General features: G+C 71.4%; 21 protein-coding genes. 8 read left to right on the forward strand and 13 right to left on the reverse strand.

Going from position 1 to position 22,317, the window contains the following annotated elements; genetic code table 11:
• Window positions 1-102: 102 nt before the first annotated feature.
• The 6 genes from ACIQNU_RS41690 to pdhA form a co-directional block, all read right to left on the reverse strand.
• Complete coding sequence (locus tag ACIQNU_RS41690; RefSeq protein WP_401377293.1) at window positions 103-1,221, reverse strand: potassium channel family protein; 1,119 nt, start codon at window positions 1,219-1,221, stop codon at window positions 103-105.
• A complete protein-coding gene (locus ACIQNU_RS41695; RefSeq protein WP_401377296.1) occupies window positions 1,209-2,861 on the reverse strand; it encodes a molybdopterin molybdotransferase MoeA in 1,653 nt (550 codons plus the stop codon). Before ACIQNU_RS41695 ends, ACIQNU_RS41690 begins: the two co-directional genes overlap by 13 nt.
• Window positions 2,858-3,784, reverse strand: coding sequence for an NTP transferase domain-containing protein (locus ACIQNU_RS41700; protein ID WP_401377299.1), 927 nt, complete (start codon window positions 3,782-3,784; stop codon window positions 2,858-2,860). Before ACIQNU_RS41700 ends, ACIQNU_RS41695 begins: the two co-directional genes overlap by 4 nt.
• 93 nt (window positions 3,785-3,877) lie before the next feature.
• On the reverse strand, window positions 3,878-5,281 hold the full coding sequence (locus ACIQNU_RS41705; RefSeq protein WP_401377302.1) for a dihydrolipoamide acetyltransferase family protein: 1,404 nt from the start codon (window positions 5,279-5,281) through the stop codon (window positions 3,878-3,880).
• Window positions 5,281-6,291, reverse strand: a complete 1,011-nt coding sequence (locus ACIQNU_RS41710; RefSeq protein WP_401377305.1) for an alpha-ketoacid dehydrogenase subunit beta — start codon at window positions 6,289-6,291, stop codon at window positions 5,281-5,283. The genes ACIQNU_RS41705 and ACIQNU_RS41710 overlap by 1 nt, the downstream gene beginning before the upstream one ends.
• Window positions 6,288-7,436 carry a pyruvate dehydrogenase (acetyl-transferring) E1 component subunit alpha gene (pdhA, locus tag ACIQNU_RS41715; protein ID WP_401377352.1) on the reverse strand — a complete coding sequence of 383 codons (1,149 nt, stop codon included), beginning with the start codon at window positions 7,434-7,436 and terminating at the stop codon, window positions 6,288-6,290. Before pdhA ends, ACIQNU_RS41710 begins: the two co-directional genes overlap by 4 nt.
• Before the next feature lie 227 nt (window positions 7,437-7,663).
• Here pdhA and ACIQNU_RS41720 point away from each other — a divergent pair, with 227 nt between their 5' ends.
• Window positions 7,664-8,182, forward strand: a complete 519-nt coding sequence (locus ACIQNU_RS41720) for an Lrp/AsnC family transcriptional regulator (protein ID WP_401377355.1) — start codon at window positions 7,664-7,666, stop codon at window positions 8,180-8,182.
• A 19-nt stretch (window positions 8,183-8,201) separates the two neighbouring features.
• Here ACIQNU_RS41720 and ACIQNU_RS41725 read toward each other — a convergent pair whose 3' ends face one another.
• Both ACIQNU_RS41725 and ACIQNU_RS41730 read right to left on the reverse strand, forming a co-directional pair.
• Complete coding sequence (locus ACIQNU_RS41725) at window positions 8,202-8,792, reverse strand: TetR/AcrR family transcriptional regulator (RefSeq protein WP_401377357.1); 591 nt, start codon at window positions 8,790-8,792, stop codon at window positions 8,202-8,204.
• Window positions 8,793-8,809: 17 nt separating this feature from the next.
• A complete protein-coding gene (locus tag ACIQNU_RS41730) occupies window positions 8,810-10,324 on the reverse strand; it encodes a 3-hydroxyacyl-CoA dehydrogenase (protein ID WP_401377308.1) in 1,515 nt (504 codons plus the stop codon).
• A gap of 148 nt (window positions 10,325-10,472) precedes the next feature.
• On the opposite strand from ACIQNU_RS41730, the gene paaN reads away from it, so the two are divergent.
• Complete coding sequence (paaN, locus tag ACIQNU_RS41735; RefSeq protein WP_401377310.1) at window positions 10,473-12,164, forward strand: phenylacetic acid degradation protein PaaN; 1,692 nt, start codon at window positions 10,473-10,475, stop codon at window positions 12,162-12,164.
• 146 nt (window positions 12,165-12,310) lie between these two features.
• On the opposite strand, the gene ACIQNU_RS41740 is transcribed toward paaN, so the two are convergent.
• The 5 genes from ACIQNU_RS41740 to ACIQNU_RS41760 all read right to left on the reverse strand — a co-directional run bounded on the left by ACIQNU_RS41740 (window position 12,311) and on the right by ACIQNU_RS41760 (window position 17,035).
• Window positions 12,311-13,282 carry a Bro-N domain-containing protein gene (locus ACIQNU_RS41740; protein WP_401377313.1) on the reverse strand — a complete coding sequence of 324 codons (972 nt, stop codon included), beginning with the start codon at window positions 13,280-13,282 and terminating at the stop codon, window positions 12,311-12,313.
• The gene (locus tag ACIQNU_RS41745) at window positions 13,230-13,613 is read right to left on the reverse strand and encodes a hypothetical protein (protein WP_401377316.1); all 384 of its coding nucleotides are present in this window, start codon (window positions 13,611-13,613) and stop codon (window positions 13,230-13,232) included. Before ACIQNU_RS41745 ends, ACIQNU_RS41740 begins: the two co-directional genes overlap by 53 nt.
• 228 nt (window positions 13,614-13,841) lie before the next feature.
• Complete coding sequence (locus ACIQNU_RS41750) at window positions 13,842-14,639, reverse strand: TrmH family RNA methyltransferase (RefSeq protein ID WP_401377319.1); 798 nt, start codon at window positions 14,637-14,639, stop codon at window positions 13,842-13,844.
• A gap of 48 nt (window positions 14,640-14,687) precedes the next feature.
• Window positions 14,688-15,974, reverse strand: coding sequence for an HTTM domain-containing protein (locus ACIQNU_RS41755; protein ID WP_401377322.1), 1,287 nt, complete (start codon window positions 15,972-15,974; stop codon window positions 14,688-14,690).
• Window positions 15,971-17,035 carry a DUF5819 family protein gene (locus tag ACIQNU_RS41760; RefSeq protein ID WP_401377324.1) on the reverse strand — a complete coding sequence of 355 codons (1,065 nt, stop codon included), beginning with the start codon at window positions 17,033-17,035 and terminating at the stop codon, window positions 15,971-15,973. Before ACIQNU_RS41760 ends, ACIQNU_RS41755 begins: the two co-directional genes overlap by 4 nt.
• A 202-nt stretch (window positions 17,036-17,237) precedes the next feature.
• Here ACIQNU_RS41760 and paaA point away from each other — a divergent pair, with 202 nt between their 5' ends.
• The 6 genes from paaA to ACIQNU_RS41790 all read left to right on the forward strand — a co-directional run bounded on the left by paaA (window position 17,238) and on the right by ACIQNU_RS41790 (window position 22,198).
• Window positions 17,238-18,245, forward strand: coding sequence for a 1,2-phenylacetyl-CoA epoxidase subunit PaaA (gene paaA / locus ACIQNU_RS41765; RefSeq protein ID WP_401377326.1), 1,008 nt, complete (start codon window positions 17,238-17,240; stop codon window positions 18,243-18,245).
• On the forward strand, window positions 18,242-18,547 hold the full coding sequence (gene paaB, locus ACIQNU_RS41770) for a 1,2-phenylacetyl-CoA epoxidase subunit PaaB (protein WP_401377329.1): 306 nt from the start codon (window positions 18,242-18,244) through the stop codon (window positions 18,545-18,547). The genes paaA and paaB overlap by 4 nt, the downstream gene beginning before the upstream one ends.
• Window positions 18,544-19,296 carry a 1,2-phenylacetyl-CoA epoxidase subunit PaaC gene (gene paaC / locus ACIQNU_RS41775; protein WP_401377331.1) on the forward strand — a complete coding sequence of 251 codons (753 nt, stop codon included), beginning with the start codon at window positions 18,544-18,546 and terminating at the stop codon, window positions 19,294-19,296. The genes paaB and paaC overlap by 4 nt, the downstream gene beginning before the upstream one ends.
• Window positions 19,290-19,874, forward strand: a complete 585-nt coding sequence (gene paaD, locus ACIQNU_RS41780; RefSeq protein WP_401377334.1) for a 1,2-phenylacetyl-CoA epoxidase subunit PaaD — start codon at window positions 19,290-19,292, stop codon at window positions 19,872-19,874. The genes paaC and paaD overlap by 7 nt, the downstream gene beginning before the upstream one ends.
• Window positions 19,874-20,932, forward strand: coding sequence for a 2Fe-2S iron-sulfur cluster-binding protein (locus ACIQNU_RS41785; RefSeq protein ID WP_401377337.1), 1,059 nt, complete (start codon window positions 19,874-19,876; stop codon window positions 20,930-20,932). The genes paaD and ACIQNU_RS41785 overlap by 1 nt, the downstream gene beginning before the upstream one ends.
• A gap of 126 nt (window positions 20,933-21,058) precedes the next feature.
• Entirely contained in the window at window positions 21,059-22,198 is a 1,140-nt protein-coding gene (locus ACIQNU_RS41790; protein ID WP_401377340.1) for an acyl-CoA dehydrogenase family protein, read from the forward strand.
• The last annotated feature ends 119 nt before the right edge of the window (window positions 22,199-22,317 follow it).

Below are 22,317 nucleotides of genomic sequence, written 5' to 3' on the forward strand. Positions count from 1 at the left end.
TAGGGAGTTCCGTCATAGGGAGTTCCGTCATAGGGAGTTCCGTCATGGGAAGTTCCGTCATAGGGAGTTCCGTCATGGGAAGTTCCGTCATGGGAAGTTCAGTCATGGCGATCTCAGTCCCGGGGGAGAGGAGCGCGTATCCGGCGTCACCGGCGGGCTCGGCGACGCCCGCACGATCGTGATCAGACGGTCCATCAACTGCAAGGTGCCGACGGCCGGATCGTCGTAGCCGAGCACCCGGTGCCCCCGCACCACGCTCACCACCAGATCCTCGGTCTCCCGGACCCCGAGCCCCACCTCGGCCTTTATCACCGGGCGTTCGACCAGATCGAGGCCGCTGCCCTGCTGGATCAGGTCCTCCATCACCATGCCCGCGCTGGGGCTGAGCACCGACAGTCCGAGGAGCCGTCCGGCGGCGCTCGCGCTGGTGATCACGGCGTCGGCGCCCGACTGCCGTAGCAGCGGAGCGTTCTCCTCCTCCCGCACGGCCGCCACGATCTTGGCGCCCCGGTTGAGCTGCCGGGCGGTGAGCGTGACCAGCACGGCCGTGTCGTCGCGCTGGGTGGCGATGATGATCTGACGGGCCCTCTGCACCTCGGCCCGGATCAGCACATCACTGCGGGTCGCATCCCCCATCACCCCGGCGAACCCCTCGGCCGTCGCCGCCTCGATGACCTTCCCGCTCGGGTCGACCACCACGACCTGTTCCTTCTTCAGCCCCGTCGCACAGACGGTCTGAATCGCCGAACGGCCCTTCGTACCGAACCCCACGACGACGGTGTGGTCACGCAAGTTGGACCTCCAGCGATTCAGCCGCCACTCCTCCCGGGTGCGTTCGGTGAGCACCTCCAGCGTCGTACCGACCAGGATGATCAGGAAAAGCACTCGTAGCGGCGTGATGACAAGGATGTTGGTCAGACGGGCGCCGTCACTGACCGGGATGATGTCGCCGTAACCCGTGGTCGAGAGCGTGACGGTCGCGTAGTAGAAGGAGTCGAGCAGATCGACCGAGCCGTCGGAGTTGTCCGTGTACCCCTCACGGTCCGCGTAGACGATGAGGGCCGTCCCGACGAGCACGACGAGCGCCATCAGCAGCCGCTTGGCGACCTGCCGCAACGGCCGTTCGACCACCCGCCGGGGCAGCTTCACCCGGGAGACCACCAGGTGTTCGTCCGCCTGGCGGGCAATCGCGTCATGGCCGGGAAGTTTCACGTGAAACACTCCCCGGTCCCGGACAGCGCCCACGGCAGATCAAGGATCTCCAGCTCCTGACCGGCGCGCGCCCCACCGGGCGGTACGACGGCGAGCCCGTCGGCGGCGGCGATCCCGCGCAGCATCGCGGGCCCGTTGTAGTGCAGGGGCACGGCCCGCTCGGCGGGCAGCGTGACGGGCACCAGCCGGGTGTCGTACGGGTGCCCGTGCACCGCGTCCCGTACGGGTGCCGTGTACGGTTCCGCCGCCAGCCGCCCCGCGAGCGTCCTCAGCAGGGGTTCCGCCAGGGTGAGCAGCCCGGACACCGCGGCCAGGGGGTTGCCGGGCAGCCCGACGAGGAACTGGTCCTCCTTCGTCCGCGCGAGGAGCATCGGGTGCCCGGGGCGCACCTTCACCCCGTCCACGAGGAGTCCGGCGCCGAGCCGGTCGAGCGTGGGGTGCACATGGTCGACGGGCCCCGCCGCCGTACCGCCCGTCGTCACGATCAGATCCGCGCGCGAGGAGCCGATCGCCCTGCGGAGGGCCGCCGCGTCGTCACCGAGCCTGCGTGCCGCGATCACCTCGGCGCCCAGCGCGCGCAGCCATGGCGGCAGCATGGGGCCGAGCGCGTCCCGGATCAGCCCGTCCTTCGGCAGCCCCTCGGTCAGCAACTCATCGCCCAGGACCAGCACTTCGGCGGTCGGACGAGGGATCGTCAGCAGTTCGTCGTACCCCGCAGCCGCCGCGAGTCCGAGCACCGCCGGGGTCACGACGGCCGAGGGCGGCAGCAGGTGGTCGCCGCTGCGGCACTCCTGGCCGCGCGGCCGGATGTCCTGGCCCTGGTGCACCTCACGCGTGGAGTGCAGCCGCCCCTTGTCGTCCAGCCGGCCGTGCTCGCTGCGGATGACGGCGGTGGCGTCCTTCGGAATCCGCGCACCGGTCGCGATGCGCACGGCCTCGCCGTCGGTCAGCTCGGGCGGCACCCCGTGCCCCGCGAGCACACCTTCACCGCGCACCTCCCACGGCCCCGGCCCCGCCACCGCGAACCCGTCCATCGCCGACGTGTCGAACGACGGCAGATCCGTGAGCGCGGTGAGGGGTTCCGCGAGCACGAGCCCGAGCGCCGCGTCGAGCGCTACGCGGGTGGGGGTGCGGGGGGTGAGGGCGCGCGCGACCTGGGCGGCGAGGGCACGGGCTTCGGGCCAGGGGGTGGCGGAGTGGGGGTGGGGGGATTCGGGGGTGGGGGCGGTGCCCGATGCGGCGCCGGTTGTCGCGGGTGCCGGTGCCGATCCGGGTGGTGTCGGGTTGGGGCCGGTGCCGGTGCCCGTACCCGAGGCCGGGGTGCGTCCCAGGGATTCGCCGTGCGGGTGCTCCTGGTCCTGGTCGTAGGGCTGGTCCGTGGTCGCGGAGGGTGAGGTGGAGGGGGCGGCCGGGGCGGGGTGGCCGGGGGTGGGGGTACCGCGCGGGGGTGGGGGGTTGCCCGGCCGGTACGGGGTGCCGTTGCCCGTGCCTCTGTCGGCGTCACGGTCGGCCCTGACCAGGGCCAGTGCCTCGTCCACGTCGAATTCGTCGAGGTGTCCGGCGACCATCCCCGCGCCTCCCCCGGTGTCCCGTGCGCCGCCGCCGGGTCCGGTGCTCCCCGCGGACCGTGGGACGTTGGTGCCGGTCATCCGGTCTCCGGGTGTGCGTCGGGTTTTTCCCCGCCGGGCACGGCGTCGCCGGCACCGTCCTTGCCCGGTTCGCCCTGGGCCGCGTCGTCCTCTTCGGCCCAGCGGAGGGCGAGTGCCGCCGCCTTGCGGGCCGCGTCGGCCACCGCCTCGGGGCCGCCCTTGCCCTGCGCCGCCGCATATCCGACGAGGAACGTCGTCAACGGCGCCGCGGGCCGGGCCACCCCGTGCGCCGCGTCGCGGGCCAGATCGAGCAGTACGCCGATGTCGACGTCCAGGTCGATGCCCAGTTCGTCCTTGACCGCTGAAATCCATTCGTCCAACACGTGCCCATGCTCCCTGATACGTGACCGGGCGACAGCGATGTCGTCCCAGGTGTCGCAGTCGAAGGACGCGACCGGGTCCGATATACGGGCGAGGTCCAGCGCGCCGACGAGGAGCCGCAACGGCAGCCCGGTCAGTCCACCGCGCTCGGCGGTGAGCGCGGCGAGTTCGCGACGGACCGGCGCGGCGCGGTACGCGGCGACCAGTGGCTGGTCGCGTCCGCCGGCATCGGTGAGCAGGACCCCGTCGGCATCGCCCCCGCGCAGGGCGTCCAGGAGTCCCCTCACCGTCTCCTCGCCAAGGAACGGCAGGTCCGCCGAGAGCACGACCACCTCGTCGGCCGTGGTGCGGCGCAGCCCCGCGTCCAGCGCGGCGAGCGGTCCGGCGCCCGCCGGTTCCTCGCGCGCCCAGGTCACCGGCCGGGCGGTGGGGCGCGGGTCCGCCACGACGACGGTCGTGACCGCGCCGGGGCAGGCCGCGAGGACACGGTCGAGCAGGGCGCGCCCGCCCACCCGCACCCCGGGCTTGTCCGCCCCTCCGAGCCGCTTCGCGGCGCCCCCGGCGAGGACTACGGCGTCATACGCGACGTCATACGCGGTCATCCCCCGAGTATGGGCGCCCGAAGGATCATTGCCACCCCGACGGCCGAACGGGCCGCCGAAGATTTCCTCACACCCCGAAGACCGGGCTGTGTCTCACAGGCTGCGCAGGAGCACCGCCGGCTGTTCCACGCAGTCCGCCACAAACCGCAGGAAGCCGCCTGCCGTGCCTCCGTCGCACACCCGGTGGTCGAAGGTGAGCGACAGCTGCACCACCTGCCGGACCGCCAGCTCCCCCTCGTGCACCCATGGCTTGGGGACGATACGGCCGACGCCCAGCATGGCCGCCTCGGGGTGGTTGATGATCGGCGTGGATCCGTCGACCCCGAACACCCCGTAATTGTTCAACGTGAAGGTCCCACCCGTGAGTTCCCCGGGTGTCAGTTTTCCTTCGCGTGCCGCCTCGGTGAGCCGTGCGATCTCGGTGCTCAGCGACTCCGCGTCCCGCCGCTGCGCGTCCTTGACCACCGGCACCACGAGCCCGCGCCCGGTCTGCGCGGCGAACCCGATGTGGACGGCGTCGAGCTGCACGATCTCGCGCGCCGCCAGGTCCACGGTGGAGTTGAGTTCGGGATACCGGGCCAGAGCTGCCGTGCAGATACGGGCGAGCAGTGCGAGCAGGGAGATCTTGGGGCCGCCCGACGCGTTCATCGCGGTGCGCGCGCGCATCAGTTCCGTGGCATCCGCGTCGACCCAGCAGGTGGCCTCCGGAATCTCACGGCGGCTACGGGCCAGCTTGTCGGCGACGGCGCCGCGGACGCCTCGGAGGGGGATACGGGTACCGGATTGGGTCGAGGGTTCCTTCGCCGGTGCCGACGCCGATGCGGGTGCCTGTGCGGGCTCCGGGGCTGTCGGCTCCGGGCGCGGGACCGTCCGCGAGGGAGCGGTCATGGCCGGCACGGTGGGGTGCCCCGCGGCGCGTACCGCGTACTCCACGTCGGCCCGCAGGATCAGCCCGTCGGGCCCCGATCCCGCCAACTCGGCCAGATCCAGGCCGTGTTCGCGGGCCAGTTTGCGGACGAGAGGGGAGATGACCGGGAGGGGGCCTATGGATACGGGTGCGGGTGCGGGTGCCGGGGCGGACGCGGCGGGGTCCGGTGCCGGTGCCGGTGCCGGTGAAATGGGTGACGGTGCCGGAGTGGCTGGGCGGACCCGGCGGCGGCGCGCGGGTGCGGCCCCCGTCCCATACCCGACCAGCACATTGCCGGAGGTCTCCGCCTCGCCGTCGACCGAGGGAGCGGTGTCACCGGCCGGCGCTCCCACGGCGACCGTCAACAGCGGTGCGCCGACGGGCAGTTCGGTGCCCTCCTCGCCGAAGCGGGCCGTGACCACGCCCCCGTAGGGGCAGGGGACCTCGACCATCGCCTTGGCCGTCTCGACCTCGACCACCGGCTGGTCGACGGCGACGACGTCGCCGACCTGGACGAGCCAGCGGACGATCTCCGCCTCGGTGAGCCCTTCCCCAAGGTCGGGCAGCTTGAATTCCAGCACCTGTGCCATCAGCTCTCCGCCTCCCACTGAAGCCGCGCCACGGCATCCAGGATCCGGTCGACGCCCGGCAGATGGTGCCGTTCGAGCATCGGCGGCGGATACGGGATGTCGAATCCGGCCACGCGCAGTACCGGAGCCTCAAGGTAGTGGAAGCAGCGCTCGGTGACCCTGGCCGCGATCTCGCCCCCCGGACCGCCGAAACCGCCCGACTCGTGCACCACCACCGCCCGCCCGGTCCGCCGCACCGACGCGCACACCGTCTCGTCGTCGAAGGGCACCAGGGAGCGCAGATCGACCACTTCGAGATCCCACCCCTCCGCTCGCGCCGCCTCGGCCGCCTCCATACAGACGGGCACCGAAGGCCCGTAGGTGAGGAGGGTGGCGCTGCGGCCCGTACGCCGCACCACCGCCCGGCCTATGGGTTCAACGGACACCGGGTGCTCGGGGTTCCACTCCGCCTTGGACCAGTACAGGCGCTTCGGCTCCAGGAAGACGACCGGGTCGTCCGAGGCGATGGCGGCGCGCAGCAGCCCGTACGCGTCGGCGACCGTCGCCGGGGTCACCACCTGGAGACCCGGCGTCGCGATGTAGTACGCCTCGGAGGAGTCGCTGTGGTGTTCGACGCCGCCGATCCCGCCGCCGTAGGGCACGCGCACGGTGATCGGGAGCGGCATGGCGCCCTTGGTGCGGTTGCGCATCTTGGCCACATGCGAGATCAGTTGCTCGAAGGAGGGGTAGGCGAAGGCGTCGAACTGCATCTCCACGACGGGCCGCAGCCCGTACATCGCCATACCGACGGCCGCCCCCAGGATGCCCGCCTCGGCGAGCGGGGTGTCGGTGCACCGGTCGTCACCGAACTCCCGGGCGAGGCCGTCCGTGATCCGGAAGACTCCGCCGAGCGTGCCGACGTCCTCGCCCAGGACGTGCACGGCGGGGTCGTCGGCCATGGCGTCCCGCAGGGCGCGTCCGAGCGCCTGCGCCATGGTCGCCGGTTTGGTCCTGGCCGCGACGGTGGTCATCGTGCGGCCCCTTCCGGGTCGTCGTCCTGGCCGTCGGCCGCCGCGTCGAGTTCGGCGCGCAACTGGGCCGCCTGCTCGCGCAGTTGTGTGGTCTGCTCCGCGTACACGTGCGCGAAGAGGTCCATCGGGTCGAGCACCGGGTCCTGGTTCATGCGCTCGCGCAGGTCGGCGGCCATCGTCTCGGCGTCGTCGCGCACGGCCCGTATCCCCTCCTCGTCCAGGAGTTTCCGCTCGGTCAGCTCCCGTTCGACGAGGGTCAGCGGGTCGTGGGCGCGCCAGGCCTCGACGTCGGTGTCCGCGCGGTAGCGGGTGGCGTCGTCGGCGTTGGTGTGCGCCTCCAGGCGGTAGGTGACGGCCTCCACGAGTGTGGGACCGCCGCCCTCGCGCGCGTGGCGCACGGCTTCGGCCAGGACCTCGTGCATCGCGAGCGCGTCGTTGCCGTCGACGAGGCGTCCGCGCATGCCGTAGCCGACGGCCTTGTGGGCCAGCGAAGGGGCCGCGGTCTGCTTGGCGAGCGGCACGGAGATGGCGAAGCCGTTGTTCTGCACCAGGAAGACGACGGGTGCCTGCCAGACGGCGGCGAAGTTCAGCGCCTCGTGGAAGTCGCCCTCGCTGGTGCCGCCGTCGCCGACCATGGCGAGCGCCACCACGTCGTCGCCCTTGAGCCGCGCGGCGTGCGCGAGACCCACGGCGTGCGGGAGCTGGGTGGCGAGGGGGGTGCTGAGGGGGGCGACGCGGTGTTCGTACGGGTCGTAGCCGGTGTGCCAGTCGCCGCGCAGCAGGGACAGCGTCTGGACGGGGTCGACTCCGCGCGCGACGACGGCGAGCGTGTCGCGATAGCTGGGGAAGAGCCAGTCCTGCTCCTGGAGGACGAGCGCGGCGGCGACCTCGCACGCCTCCTGTCCGGTGCTCGACGGGTAGACGGCGAGCCGGCCCTGCCGGGTGAGGGCGGTCGCCTGCGTGTTGTAGCGACGGCCGCGGACCAGCTCCGCGTGGAGTCGGCGCAGCAGGTCGGCGTCGGCCGTGCGGGCAGCCGGGGTGCCCAGGACGCGGTACGGCTCCGCGTCGGGCAGCAGCGGGGCGGGGTCGGTACGGGGCTGCCAGGCGGGCGGCGGCGTGGGGCGGTATGCGCCACGCTGTTCCATCACCGGCGTGCTGTGCCTCTTCACGCGTGCACCTCCTCGTCGAAGCGGTCTCCTCAGGGGGAGCGGTCGAGGCGCGACGACGTGACGCCCCTCACCTACCGATTGTTCGGTCGTCAGCACATTTTGGCTACAGGCACCGTCAGGCTGTGGACAAACGGTTCTCCACAGCTTGGGATGGACGCAGTACGTCCATGGTAGGGAGGCGGGGGGACATGGCATCTGAACGAATGGCCGACGGGCAGGACGCGGACGGCGCGGATCCCGTGGCGCGCCCGCAGGACAGCGCCCCCGACCTCCCGCCGCGCCCGCTGGACGCGATCGACCGGGACATCCTCCAGATGCTCCAGACGGACGGCCGCGCCTCGATACGGTCGGTCGCCGAGCGGGTCCATGTGTCACGCGCCAACGCCTACTCGCGCATCAACCGCCTCATCGAGGACGGCGTCATCCGTGGCTTCGGCGCCCGGATCGACCATGAGCGCGCGGGGCAGGGCGCCTCCGCCTACATCACCCTGAAGATCGTGCAGAACTCCTGGCGCACGGTCCGCGAACAGCTGCGGGCGCTCCCGGGCGCCTCGCACATCGCGCTGGTCAGCGGCGACTTCGACGTGCTGCTGCTGGTGCACACGCCGGACAACAGGACGCTGCGGGAGCTGGTGCTCACCAGGCTCCAGGCCATCCCCGAGGTGCTGAGCACCCGCACGCTGCTGGTGTTCGAGGAGGACGACCTGGAGCAGGCGCCCTGAGCGGGTCCCGCGAGCCGGCTCAGGGCTCCGCGCGGAGCCCTTCGAAGACCATCCGGACGACGGCGTCGGCGACCTCGCGGTCACCGCTGCCCCGCCCGTCGGGCCGGTACCACTCCACGATCGAGTTGATCATCCCGAACACCAGCCGGGTCGCGAGCCGTACCTCGATGTCGCCGCGCACGTCCCCGTCGGCGGCGGCGGCCTTCAGCAGCTCGGCGACCTCGTGGTCGAACTCCCTGCGACGCTCCAGCGCCCACCGCTCGGTGGCCGTGTTCCCGCGCACCCGCAGCAGCAGCGTCACATAGGGCAGTTCGTCGGTCAGCACCTCGACCATGCGCCGGGTGACGTGCTCCAGGCGCTCCACGGGGCGCCCCACGCGCGCGTGCTCCTCTTCGAGGATCGCGAACAGTCCGTCGATGGCCCGGCTGACGGCCCGCCGCAGCAGCTCCTCCTTGCCCGCGACGTGGTGGTATATCGACGACTTGGAGATACCGGCCGCCTTGGACAGGTGCTCCATGGACGTGCCGTCGTAACCGCGCTCGATGAAGACGCCGACGGCGACGGCGAGCAGGGAGTCCGGCGTGTACGTGTCGCGCTTGGCGGGGGGCATGTCGCCCTGGGCGGTGGTCATGAGGCGGACTCCCGCTTCTCGGAGGCGTACGCGTGACGGTAGAGCGCCAGCGAGGGCGCGTAGCGCCCGGAGGGGTCGCGCAGATGCAGGTCGTCCAGGAGGGAGTGCGCCCACGTCCTGCCGAGTCTGCGGTTCCATTCGAAGGGCCCCAGCGGGTAGTTGACACCGAGGCGCATCGCCGTGTCGATGTCCTCCTCGGTGGCGACGCCTTTGGCGACGGCGTCCATCGCCAGGTCGATCAGCCGGGCGACCGTCCGCGCGACGATCATGCCGGGGACGTCCCCGATGACGCTGACGTCCTTGCCGAGCGCCTGGAAGAGACCGATGGCCTCCCTGAGGGTGCGCGGCGACGTGTCCTGCGACGCCGCCAGGGCGATCCGGGTCGCCGAGCGGTAGTCGAAGGCCAGGTCGAAGTAGACGACGTCACGGAACTCGACGGAGGTCTGGCCGTCCGCCAGCGCGAGCTGTCCGCCGCCGGGCAGCGCCAGCCGGGTGCCGTGGTCCTCTTCCTCCTCGCGCACGGGGATGCCCGCCTCGCGGATCAGGTCGAGCAGGTCGCCGGCGGGTCCGAGGTCACCTTCGGCGACGACGTGCGCGGGCGGCGGCACGGGGTCCGCGGTGTGCGGTTCGGGCTGCTCGGCACCGTCCCCGTACGCGTACCAGCCGCGGCCCGCCTTGCGGCCGAGCATCCCGGACTCGACCAGGCGGCGCTGGGCGAGCGACGGGGTGAACTTCACGTCGTGGAAGAAGGCGTCCCACACGGACCGTGTGACGGCCTCGTTGACGTCCTGGCCGATGAGGTCGGTCAGCTCGAAGGCGCCCATCCTGAATCCGCCGCACTCCCGCAGGACGGCGTCGATCGTCGCCGGGTCGGCGCCCTGGTGCTCATGGACAGCGAACGCTTCGGCGTAGAAGGGGCGCGCGATCCGGTTGACGATGAACCCGGGGGTGTCCGCGCAGGCCACCGGGGTCTTGCCCCAGCCGCCGGCCATCTCGTACGCGCGCGTGGCCGACGAGAAGTCCGTCGCGAACCCGGAGACCACCTCGACCAGGGGCAGCAGGGGCGCCGGGTTGAAGAAGTGCAGCCCGAAGAAGCGGCCCGGGTGGGTGAGCGCGCCGCCGATGGCCGTGACCGACAGGGACGACGTGTTGGTGGCGAGCAGACAGTCCTCGCCGACGACCTCCTCCAGCGCGCGGAAGAGCTGCTGCTTGACGTCGAGCCGCTCCACGATCGCCTCGACGACGAGCCCGGAACCGGCCAGGTCCGCCAGCGTTTCCGCGGGCCGGAGCCGGGCTGTGGCCTCGTCCCGTACGGCGGCGGTGAGCCGGCCCTTCTCGACGAGCCGGTCGAGTCGGGCGGCGATGGCGGCTGCGGCGGTCTTCGCGCGCCCCGGGACGGCGTCGTACAGCCGCACCGGATGGCCGGCGACGAGCGCGACCTGGGCGATGCCCTGGCCCATGGTGCCAGTGCCGACGACGGCCACGGGGCTGCTGAGGTCGAGTGCTGTCATGGTCGCGATCCTCCCGCACGGGGTTGTCCACAGGTTCAGCGGACCCCCTTGTCCCGACCGATCGTTCGGTTACTCTAACTCTGTCCGCCTGTTCCTGCCCAGCTCGCCAGCTCGGCGAAGAGCTGCCCCGACGAGGAGTTGGTCCCCGATGGCCGCCGAACTCACCGCGCATCAGCTGATCGAGAAGCACCGGCCGGTGCTCGACCAGGCCCTGGAAGCGGTCCGTACCCGCGCGTACTGGTCCCCCCACCCCGAACACCCCAAGGCGTACGGCGAGCACGGCAGCCTGAGCATGGCCGAGGGCAAGGCCGCCTTCGACGCACTGCTCGGCACCCGGCTCGACCTCGGCCAGCCCGGCACGGACGACTGGGTCGGCGGCGAGACATCGCCGTACGGCATCGAGCTGGGCACCACCTACCCCCACCCGGACGTGGACGTCCTGCTGCCCGCCATGCGCGCGGGGCTGCGCGCCTGGCGCGACGCGGGCGCGGAGACACGCGCCGTGGTGTGTGTGGAGATCCTGGCCCGCATCAGCGCGCGCACGCACGAGTTCGCGCACGCGGTGATGCACACCAGCGGGCAGGCGTTCATGATGGCGTTCCAGGCGGGCGGCCCGCACGCGCAGGACCGCGGCCTGGAGGCGGTGGCGTACGCGTACGCGGAGCAGGTCCGCACCCCCGACACCGCGGAGTGGACCAAGCCGCAGGGCAAGCGGGACCCGCTCGCGCTGACGAAGCGGTTCACCCCGGTGGGGCGCGGCGTCGCCCTGGTGATCGGCTGCAACACCTTCCCGACGTGGAACGGCTATCCGGGCCTGTTCGCGTCACTCGCCACGGGGAACGCGCTGCTGGTGAAGCCCCACCCGCGCGCGGTGCTGCCGCTCGCCCTCACGGTCCAGGTGGCCCGCGAGGTGCTCGCGGAGGCCGGCTTCGACCCGAACCTCGTCGCACTGGCCGCCGAACGCCCCGGTGAGGGCATCGCGAAGACGCTCGCGCTGCGGCCCGAAATCAAGATCATCGACTACACGGGGTCGACCTCGTTCGGCGACTGGCTGGAGACCCACGCCCGGCAGGCGCAGGTCTACACGGAGAAGGCCGGCGTCAACACGGTCGTCGTGGACTCCACCGACGACTACAAGGGCATGCTCGCGAACCTCGCGTTCTCGCTGTCCCTGTACAGCGGCCAGATGTGCACGACACCGCAGAACCTGCTCATCCCGCGCGACGGCATCACGACGGACGCGGGCCCCAAGTCGTACGAGGAGGTCGTCGCCGACCTCTCCGCGTCGGTCGCCGGACTCCTGGGCGACGACGCCCGCGCGAACGCCCTGCTGGGAGCCCTGGTCAACCCGGACGTCCGCGCCCGCCTTGAGGCCGCTCCCGGTCTCGGCGAAGTCGCCCTGCCCTCACGGGAGATCAGCAACCCGGAGTTCCCGGACGCCGTGGTCCGTACACCGGTGATCGTCAAGCTCGACGGCGCCAAGCCGGACGCGGAAGCCGTGTACCTCGAAGAGTGCTTCGGCCCGGTCTCCTTCGCCGTCGCCGTCGACTCCGCGCCCGACGCGCTGGAGCTGCTGCGGCGCACGGTGCGCGACAAGGGCGCGATGACGGTCGGCGCGTACACCACGTCGGACGAGTTCGCCGAGGCCGTCGCCGAGGTCTGCCTGGAGGAGTGCGCCCAACTCTCCCTGAACCTCACGGGCGGGGTGTACGTCAACCAGACGGCGGCGTTCTCGGACTTCCACGGCTCGGGCGGCAACCCGGCGGCGAACGCGGCCCTCTGCGACGGCGCGTTCGTGGCCAACCGCTTCCGGGTCGTGGAGGTACGACGGGAGGGCTGACCCAAGAGGACCGAGGGGAGAGTGGGTCGCGGAGCCGCACCAAGGATCTACGGTCTGACCTGCGTGGATACAGCGCCGCGAACGGCACCCTAAGTACTGTCTAGGGTCCGCGACCCACTCTCCCGACCTTCTGGCTTCCGGTCGCCCTAGTCGCCCGGCTTGATCACCACGCCCATGTCACGCAGGATCTGAGCGATCTGCCGGGGCGAACCGTGCACGCGCGCACCGCCGATCGTCAGGAACATGCCCTCGGTCTCGGCCTCGGGTTCGGTGTCGGCCCGGACTTGGTGGGCCTGGGGCTGGGGCTGCGGCTGGGCCCGGGTTTCGGCGGCCGGTGGCTCGGATGCCGGAACCACCGGTTCCGCGAGGCGTCGTACGACGTCGACGAGCTTGACCGTCCCACAGGTCCTGACGGGGCGGCTGCCCCGAATCCCGACCCTCTCGACCGCAGGGCAGCGGTAGGAGGGCCCGAACGGCGGCCCGCTGTCCTCGGCCTTCGACGGAGCGCAGATCTCCATCTCACCGTGCGGGCAGTGGACGCTGCCGTCGGACATCACGACGATGCCCCGGGCGTCCGCGTGGGCCATGTCGGCGAGGACATGGACCTGCTGGCCGATGGCCTCCGACAGAGACTCCGCCATCCGCTCCCGGTGCCGCCCGAAGTCCGCGTCGCCGCGCCGGATCGACGGCAGCAACTCGGCGGTGACCCACCGCTGGAAGGGCTTCGCGGCGGGCTTCCGGGACTTCATGATCAGCGTGTAGAGACCGGCTTCGCTGATGATGTTCAGCTGATGAGGGTCGCGGGTGTACGCGCTCTGACCTGTGGGAACAGGGTGACCCTCGATAGTGTCTAGGATCACGACCCACTCATTGACCGTCTGCGTGTCCGCCCGGTCGAGGAGCTTGTTCACGTCGCTCGGATTCAGGATTCCGAGAATCCGGCAGACGTCGACAGCGGCGAACCATGGCTCCTCCGCGATCATCAGGACGCGCACCGGCTGACCGGTCACCGGGAACGACGTACGGAGCAGCGCGGGCACGTCAGGCGTGTCGGACTGGACGGCGTCAAGCAGCCCGTTCCGCACGGCTCGGGCCACCTCGCTGTGGCGAAGCAGCATCGCCAGCACCAGGGCCGTACGGGGCGTGAACACGGCGACCGTCCGGGCCCCGCTCCTGCGTTCCGGCATGTTCGGTCTTCAGCGGCTCCCCTTGGAGCTGCTGGTAGCCGTGTTCGGTGAGTTCGGCCGCGTGTTTGCGGACCACGCGGCGCAGAACCACCGTGTCGATCTCGAAGTACTCGGCGAGCATGGCCGCCGTCAGGTGATCCCCGTCGGGGAGCAACGGCAGCCGCTTCACATCGGCGAGCGCGTGCGTCCGGTCCGCGAGCGCGGCGCGGGCGACGCGCGAGTCCAGCAAGGACTCTTCGGTGTACATGGGTGTGCCCTTCACAGGGGCCCTCCTCGGGAGGGCGCGATGGCATGGGTGTGAAGCCCCCTATGCACGCCCAGGGGCGAAAGCGGACCTTTTCCCGGCCCTAGGAGCGGAGATCGGCTCACCCATGCCACTACTCGTTTCACCGGCCACTCACCGCGCACCGGCACCCTCTACCGAAAACCCTCGACGCCCGTACTCCAGTTGTCTCCGCGCACAGGTTTAAACGAGGCGACGGTCAGAAGGTCACACTGTCCGACCATCGGCTGCCGTCCCGGACGCCGTAGACCAGTGGAAGAGGGTCATCGCGACGCTGGTCGCCAGGTTGTAGCTGGACACCTGGGACCGCATCGGCAGGGACAGGACGTGGTCGGCACGCGCGCGTAGGGGTGCGGACAGGCCGGTGCGTTCGGAGCCGAAGGCGAGCACCGCGTCGTCGGGGAGCTTCAGGCCCCGGATGTCCTCGCCCTCCGCGTCGAGGGCGAACAGCGGGCCCTGCGGCAGCGCGTCGACGTCCATGCGCTCGACGGCCGTCGCGTAGTGCAGCCCCGCACCGCCTCGTACGACGGTGGGGTGCCAGGGGTCGAGCGTGCCGGTCGTGACGACACCGGTCGCGCCGAAGCCGGCGGCGAGGCGGATGACAGCCCCCGTGTTGCCGAGGTTGCGCGGGTTGTCGAGGACGACGACGGGTGTGGTCCTGGGCAGCCGCGCCAGCGCTTCGAGCTGGGCGGTACGGGAGGGGCGTTCCGCGAGGGCCGCGACGCCGGTCGGGTGCACGCGCGGCACGAGGCCCCGCAAGATCGCGACGGGCACTTCGACCAGCAGGGCGTCCAGTGCGGCGGTCACATCGGGCGCCAGCTCGTCCGCCAGGGCCAGCGTGGCGGCCCGGTCGTCGGTCAGGGCCACGGGCACGCGCGCGTGGAAGCGCAGGGCGTGCTTGAGGGCGTGGAAGCCGTCCAGCAGCACCGCGCCGTCGGCAAGCCCCCGCCAGGCGCGCACGGCCCGGTCGCCGTCGCCGTCGTCGTGCGCTCCCGTGACCTTCATGCGGGTCAGCCTACGTGCGCGCAGACGGCTACCGGCCCGCTGCGACGGTCACCGGCCGGCTGCCGGAGGCGGCCCTTCCGCCAGAGAGGGGGTCCCACGCCCGTCGGGTACGGGGGTCCCCACACGCGGGTCGCCGCCATCCCCGGCGACCGGCTCCCCGCCGGACCGCTGCCCCGGCACCTTCCCTTCCGCGCCACCGGCTCGCGGCAGCACACGCCCCCGCGCGCGGGATGCCCATCCGCCGACCCGGCGCAGGAACGACGTCGGCAGGAAGACGGCGTCCGCAGTGATCATCGCCAGCGAGAAGAACGGCAGGCCGAGCGTCACCGCGATGACCGCGTGCTCACAGATCATGGCCGCGAGCAGCACGTTCTTGACGCGGCGGTTGAAGAGCGTGAACGGGAACGCGACCTGCACGATCACCGTCGCGTACGTGACGACCATGATGAACAGCCCGTACGACGACAGCAGCTCGGACAGCGCGGGCCATGGCGAGAAGTAGTCCAGGTTGAGCGGGTAGTAGACGGCCGTGCCGTCCTGCCAGCGGCTGCCCTGGATCTTGTACCAGCCCGCCGTCGCGTAGATCAGACAGGCCTCGACCATGATCACGAGGAGTCCGGCGTTGTGCGCGAGGTTGGCGACGACGTCGAGGAGGAGCCGGGGCTGGCTCCGTGGGGCGTGTCGGTTCACCAGCCACCACAGGCCGTGCACCATCCACAGGCCCCAGAAGATCAGCAGCCAGCCCCAGCCGAGTTCGCCCATGAACGTCACCGCGGACAGGACGAGTCCGAGCACCCACCACAGCACGGGGCCCACGACGTCCTCGCGGAAACGCACTCCACGCGCGCGTGCCTCACGTTCCTTGCGCGCCCTGCGCGCGTCCAGTGACCAAACCTGGCCGCAGCGGGTGAGCACCAGGTAGATCGACATCAGATGGATGACGTTGTCGCCGCCGTCGCCCATGAAGATGCTGCGGTTCTGGAGGGACAGCACACCGACCATGAACAGCACGGACATCACCCGTGTGTGCCAGCCGAGCATCAGCAGCAGGCTCGACAGGATCGCGCAGCCGTAGACGATCTCGAACCAGATCTGGCTGTCGGACCACATCAGGGCCGTGAACGCCTCGTTGCCGGCGATGAGCTGCTGCGCCATGTCCCAGCTCCAGGGCCCGTCGGGCCCGTACAGCTCCTGGCGGTGGGGGAGTTCGCGCAGCAGGAACAGCAGCCAGGTGGCCGAGAAGCCGATCCGGATGACGGCCGTCTGGTACGGGCCCAGAGCGCGGCCAGTGACACGGTCGATGCCCCGGGCGAGCGGGTCGCGGCTGAGGTTCACCGGGATCCCGCCTCCGTCCGGGCGTCGTCCCGCGCGCGGGTGCCGTTGTCCGCACGGATGCCCTTGTCCGCGGCGGCGCCTTTGTCGGCGGCGGCGGAGCCGGCGACGGAACGGTCACCGTCCGACACGGACCACCAGGGAAGCTGCCGGTACACCGGGCGTGTGTCCACCTTCTCCTTGCTCCACTTCGGCGGCGGCACGTTCGTGGTGCTGGAGCGGACCTGTATCCGCTCCACGAAGGCGCCCTGTCCCCCGGGCCGCTCGTCCTGCACGCGCTGGACGACGATGCGGCGGATGTAGCGCTCGGAGAGCTGGCCGCGCATACCGTTCGGGCGGTTCTCGTTGTCGTGCGAGGCCACGAAGAAGTCCCAGGCGCGACGCAGTTCGTTCTGGTCCGTGTGACTCGGCAGGAGGTTGCCGTCTATGGCGGAGCCGTCGCGCGCGGAGAGGTCGTACCAGCCGGTCGTCAGTGTGGACCCGTCGGCGCTCCGCACCTCGGCTCGGGCCTGCACGGCGACGTTCTGCTGCAGCGGATTGGGGGCGAAGAGCTTCCAGTTCTGCTCGAACTCGGGATATATCCAGTCGTCGACGACCTGCCCGTGCTGCTTGGTCAGGGTGTTCGACGGCGCGACATGCAGGAACACCATCGCGATGTGGACGCAGGCGGCGAGCGCGACGACCGCGAGGGTCAGCGCGGCGACGATCTGGTACGGGAAGGAGAGCGCGGCGATCCCGGAGCGGGGGTCGGACGGCGGCTCTGCGGACGGCGGATCGGGGGGCGGCGGATCGAAGGGCGGCGCGTCAGGGGGTGCGGGGCGGGTGGGGCGCCCGGACGGACCAGTGCAGGGCGACGAGGGGGAGGGGATCGGGGGAGGCTGATCCGAGCGGCCGTCGGGTCCGACCGCTCCGGAAGCTACGGGGGCTCCGGAAGCTCCACCCGGGTGGCCGTCGCCCCGGTCGGCACACCCGCCGGCGCCCTGGTCGGCACCCCCGCCGCCATGGTGCCCGGCACCCCGGTCCGCGTCCGCGACGGCGTCCGCGTCCCTGTCGTACGAGTCCATTCCGCCCCGATCCCCGATCCCGGTCAGCCGCCGCGGCCAGTCCCCGCCACGTCGCACCGGCACGGTACTCAGACCCGCCCGCCGAGCACAGCGTCCGTGAGGTTATCCACAGGGTTGACACCTTACGGCGCCTGGTCCCACCATTGAATCGACCGGACCGAACGATCGGTCGGTAGCATGGCTCACGAATCGAGGGGACGGCATGACGACAGCAGCAGCGCGGCAGACGGCCGGGCCGGCGCCGGACGCGGCCGAGGCCGCGACCACCGCGGCGTTCGAGGCCGTCTTCGACGCCGCGGTCGCGGCCGACGAGCGCATCGAGCCCCGGGACTGGATGCCCGACGCCTATCGCGCCACCCTCGTACGCCAGATGGCGCAGCACGCCCACTCCGAGATCATCGGCATGCAGCCCGAGGCCAACTGGATCACCCGCGCCCCCTCCCTGCGCCGCAAGGCGATCCTGATGGCCAAGGTGCAGGACGAAGCCGGACACGGCCTCTACCTTTACAGCGCCGCGGAAACCCTCGGTACGGGTCGCGACGAGCTGCTCGACAAGCTCCACTCCGGCCGCCAGAAGTACAGCTCGATCTTCAACTACCCCACTCTGACCTGGGCCGACGTCGGCGCCATCGGCTGGCTGGTGGACGGCGCCGCGATCACCAACCAGGTCCCCCTGTGCCGCTGCTCCTACGGCCCGTATGCCCGCGCGATGGTCCGTATCTGCAAGGAGGAGTCCTTCCACCAGCGCCAGGGGTACGAACTGCTGCTCGCCCTCAGCCACGGCACCCCGGCCCAGCACGACATGGCGCAGGACGCGGTGAACCGCTGGTGGTGGCCGTCGCTGATGATGTTCGGCCCGCCGGACGACGAGTCGGCGCACAGCGCGCAGTCCATGGAGTGGAAGATCAAACGCCATTCGAACGACGAGCTGCGGCAGCGATTCGTGGACATCTGCGTGCCCCAGGCGGAGTCCCTGGGCCTGACACTCCCGGACCCGGACCTGAAGTGGAACGAGGAGCGGGGACAGCACGACTTCGGCCCGATCGACTGGACGGAGTTCCGCGAGGTCCTGAAGGGCAACGGCCCGTGCAACGAGGAGCGGATCACCCAGCGCCGCAAGGCCCATGAAGAGGGCGCCTGGGTGCGGGAAGCGGCGGCGGCCCACGCGCGCAAGCGCCGCGACACCACCAGCGGAAAGGCGACGGCATGAGTGACTCGACGGCCTCGACGGCGACGGACTGGCCGTTGTGGGAGGTCTTCGTGCGGTCCCGGCGCGGCCTGTCCCACACCCACGCCGGCAGCCTGCACGCACCCGACGCGGAGCTGGCCCTGCGCAATGCCCGCGATCTGTACACCCGGCGCGGCGAGGGCATCTCGATCTGGGTCGTCCCGTCCACCGCCATCACGGCGTCGTCACCGGACGAGAAGGACCCCTTCTTCGAACCGTCCGCGGACAAGCCGTACCGCCATCCCACGTTCTACGAGATCCCGGAAGGGGTGAAGCACCTGTGACGATCACCGCATCCTCCGCATCCACCGCGGCCCTGGCGCTGGGCGACGACGCGCTGGTGCTGTCGCACCGGCTGGGGGAGTGGGCGGGCCACGCACCCGTCCTCGAAGAAGAGGTCGCCCTCGCCAACATCGCCCTGGACCTCCTCGGCCAGGCCCGCGTACTGCTGTCCCTTGTCGGCGACGAGGACGAGCTGGCGTATCTCCGCGAGGAGCGCGCCTTCCGCAACCTCCAGCTCGTGGAACAGCCCAACGGCGACTTCGCCCACACCATCGCCCGCCAGCTCTACTTCTCCACCTACCAACGCCTGCTGTACGAGCGGTTGGCGGCCGGCGACAGCGAGTTCGCCCCGCTCGCCGCGAAAGCAGTCAAGGAGGTCGACTACCACCAGGACCACGCCGAGCAATGGACCCGCCGCCTCGGCGACGGAACCGACGAAAGCCATGAGCGGATGCAGCGTGCCTGCACGGCGCTGTGGCGGTACACCGGCGAGATGTTCCAGCCCCTTGCCAGCACCGCTGACTCCGAGGGCCCTGCCGGTCCGGACGTCGACCTGGAGAGCATGGAGGCCGCCTGGCTGCGCTCGGTCGCCGGCGTCCTGGAGGAGTCCACGCTCACCCTGCCGGACGGCCCGCGCTCCGGGGCCTGGACGGCGGGCGCGGGCCGCCAGGGCGTGCACACCGAGCCGTTCGGACGGATGCTCGCCGAGATGCAGCACCTGCACCGCAGCCACCCGGGGGCGACATGGTGACCGACCCGGCCGGCACCCCCGGCGCCCCCGGCGCCACCCGGACCGCCGACCCGGCCCGCACGGACGACACCGCCCTGGAGGCCGAGCTGCGCCGACTCGCGGGATCCGTCCCCGACCCCGAGCTGCCGGTGCTCACCTTGGCCGAGCTGGGCGTCCTGCGCGCGGTGCGACTCAGCGGACCCGACAGCGTCGAGGTCGACCTCACCCCGACCTACACCGGATGCCCTGCCCTGGAATCCATGTCGACGGACATAGAGAAGGTGCTGCACGCCCATGGCATGGCGGAGGTGACGGTCCGCCCGGTACTCAGCCCCGCCTGGACGACCGACGACATCTCCGCCGAAGGGCGCCGCAAACTGCGGGAGTTCGGCATAGCGCCACCCCGCACCCAGCGCACCGCCGGCCCCGTGACCGTGACACTCGGCCCCACCCGCACCACGGCGCCGGAACCGGTGCACTGTCCGCACTGCGGCTCGGCCGACACCGAACTGCTCAGCCGGTTCTCCTCGACGGCCTGCAAGGCACTGCGCCGCTGCCTCGCCTGCCGTGAACCGTTCGACCACTTCAAGGAGTTGTGATGGCCCGCTTCCACCCACTCCGGGTAGCGGCGGTCGACCGGCTCACCGACGACGCCGTCGCCCTCACCTTCGACGTCCCGACCGAGCTGCGCCCCGCCTACCGCCACGCCCCCGGCCAGCATCTCGCCCTGCGCAGCACCCTCGACGGCGAGGAAATCCGCCGTACGTACTCGATCTGCTCCCCCGCGCCCGGCCCCGAAGGCCCCCGGACGCTGCGGGTGGGCGTGCGCCTGGTCGACGGCGGCGCCTTCTCGACGTACGCGCTGAAGGAACTCGCCGTCGGCGACGCGGTGGAGGTGATGACCCCGGCGGGACGCTTCACGCTGGAACCGGCGCCCGGTCTGTACGCGGCGGTGGTCGGCGGCAGCGGAATCACCCCGGTCCTGTCGATCGCGGGGACCTTGCTGGCGCGCGAGCCGGAGGCCAGGTTCTGTCTGATACGCAGCGACCGGACGGCGGCGTCGACGATGTTCCTGGAGGAGGTCGCCGACATCAAGGACCGTTTCCCCGACCGGTTCCAGCTGGTCACGGTCCTGTCGCGCGAGGAGCAGCAGGCGGGGCTTCCGTCCGGCCGTCTCGACCGGGAGAGGCTGACCGGGCTGCTTCCGGCGCTGCTGCCGGTGGGACAGGTCGCGGGCTGGTTCCTGTGCGGGCCGTTCGGTCTGGTGCAGGGGGCGGAGCGAGCGCTGAGGGAGCTGGGGGTCGCGCGTTCCCGTATCCACGAGGAGATCTTCCATGTGGACAGCGCACCGGCGCCTGCGCCCTCGCGGACGGCGCCCTCGCACAGCTCCCTCACGGCCCAGTTGGACGGCCGCGCGGGCACCTGGCCGGTGCGGGACGGGGAGTCGCTGCTCGACGCGGTACTGCGCAACAGACCGGACGCGCCGTACGCGTGCAAGGGCGGCGTGTGCGGGACCTGCCGGGCCTTCCTGGTCTCGGGCGAAGTGCGGATGGACCGGAACTTCGCGCTGGAGCCCGAGGAGACGGAGGCCGGATTCGTCCTGGCATGCCAGTCCCATCCCGAGACGGAGAAGGTGGAACTGGACTTCGACCGCTGACGCCCCTTCCTGTGGGCCCTTCGTATGAGGTCCCCCCGCCCCGTTCCCTTCTTGTAGAACCTGTTCTATCTTGACGCTCCGTCAGATCGTTGGGCCGGGTCGGCCGGGTACGCGGGAGGACTGGCAGTGGACTTCACCTTCACCGAGGAGCAGCAGGCGGCCGTCGAAGCGGCGAAGGCGGTGTTCTCGGGGGTCGCGCCCGACGCGGTACCGAGCCCCGCGGAGACGCCGGGTGCTGTCGCCGACGACTTCGACCGGGCGCTGTGGGCCCGGCTCCGGGACGCCGATCTGCTGAGCCTTCCGCTGGCTCCCGAGTACGGCGGGGCGGACCTGGACGCCATCGCGCTCTGCCTCGTACTGCGGGAGGCCGGGAAGGTACTCGCGCGGGTGCCGCTCCTGGAGAGCGGCGCCGCCGCGTACGCGATCCAGGTCCACGGCGACGACGCGCTGAAGCGGGACGTCCTCCCCCGGGCCGCCCGGGGCGAACTGGTGCTGACCGTCGCGGCGAACGGCCGCAGCGGACACGACCCGGCCGAGCGCGCGGTCACGGCGCAGCGCGACGGCGACGCATGGGTCCTCGACGGTACGCACACGGCGGTGCCCTGGGCGCACAACGCCGACCTGATTCTCGTACCCGCGCACACCGGCGAGGGCGAGGGCCGCACCCTGCTCGCACTGGTTCCACGCGGGCACGACGGTGTGGCGATCGGCGAGCAGATCTCGACCACCGGTGAGCGGCTGGGCGAACTCCGGCTGGAGTCGGCCCGGATCCCGACCGACCGGGTCGTCGAGGCCGAGGGCGCCTGGGAGTGGCTGCGGGATCTGCTGGCCACCGGGACGTGTGCGCTGGCGCTCGGCCTGGGCGAGGGGGTGCTGCGGATGACCAGCGAGTACACGGGGAAGCGGGAGCAGTTCGGATTCCCGGTGGCGACGTTCCAGGCGGTGGCCGTACAGGCGGCGGACCGCTATATCGACCTGCGGGCCATGGAGGCGACCCTGTGGCAGGCGGCGTGGCGGATCAGTACGGGCGCGGGCGGGGCGCTGCCCGCGGCCGGTGATGTGGCGGTGGCGAAGATCTGGGCGTCGGAAGGGGTGCGGCGGGTCGTCCAGACCGCGCAGCACCTGCACGGCGGCTTCGGCGCGGACACCGAGTACCCGCTGCACCGTTACCACGCCTGGGCCAAGCACCTGGAGCTGTCCCTCGGCCCGGCGGCGGCCCACGAGGAGACCCTGGGCGACCTGCTCGCGGCCCACCCCCTCGGCTGACCAGCGTCCGACCAGGTCTAGATCCAACGCCGTTCAGTTAAGGGCGGGGGTTGTTCGTCAAGGCTGGTGAACGAGGCAGCGGAGCTGCTGTAGAAGAGGTTTGTCCTCCAAGACATCCT

It is taken from the genome of Streptomyces sp. NPDC091292 (assembly GCF_044757265.1).
Classification (GTDB): domain Bacteria; phylum Actinomycetota; class Actinomycetes; order Streptomycetales; family Streptomycetaceae; genus Streptomyces.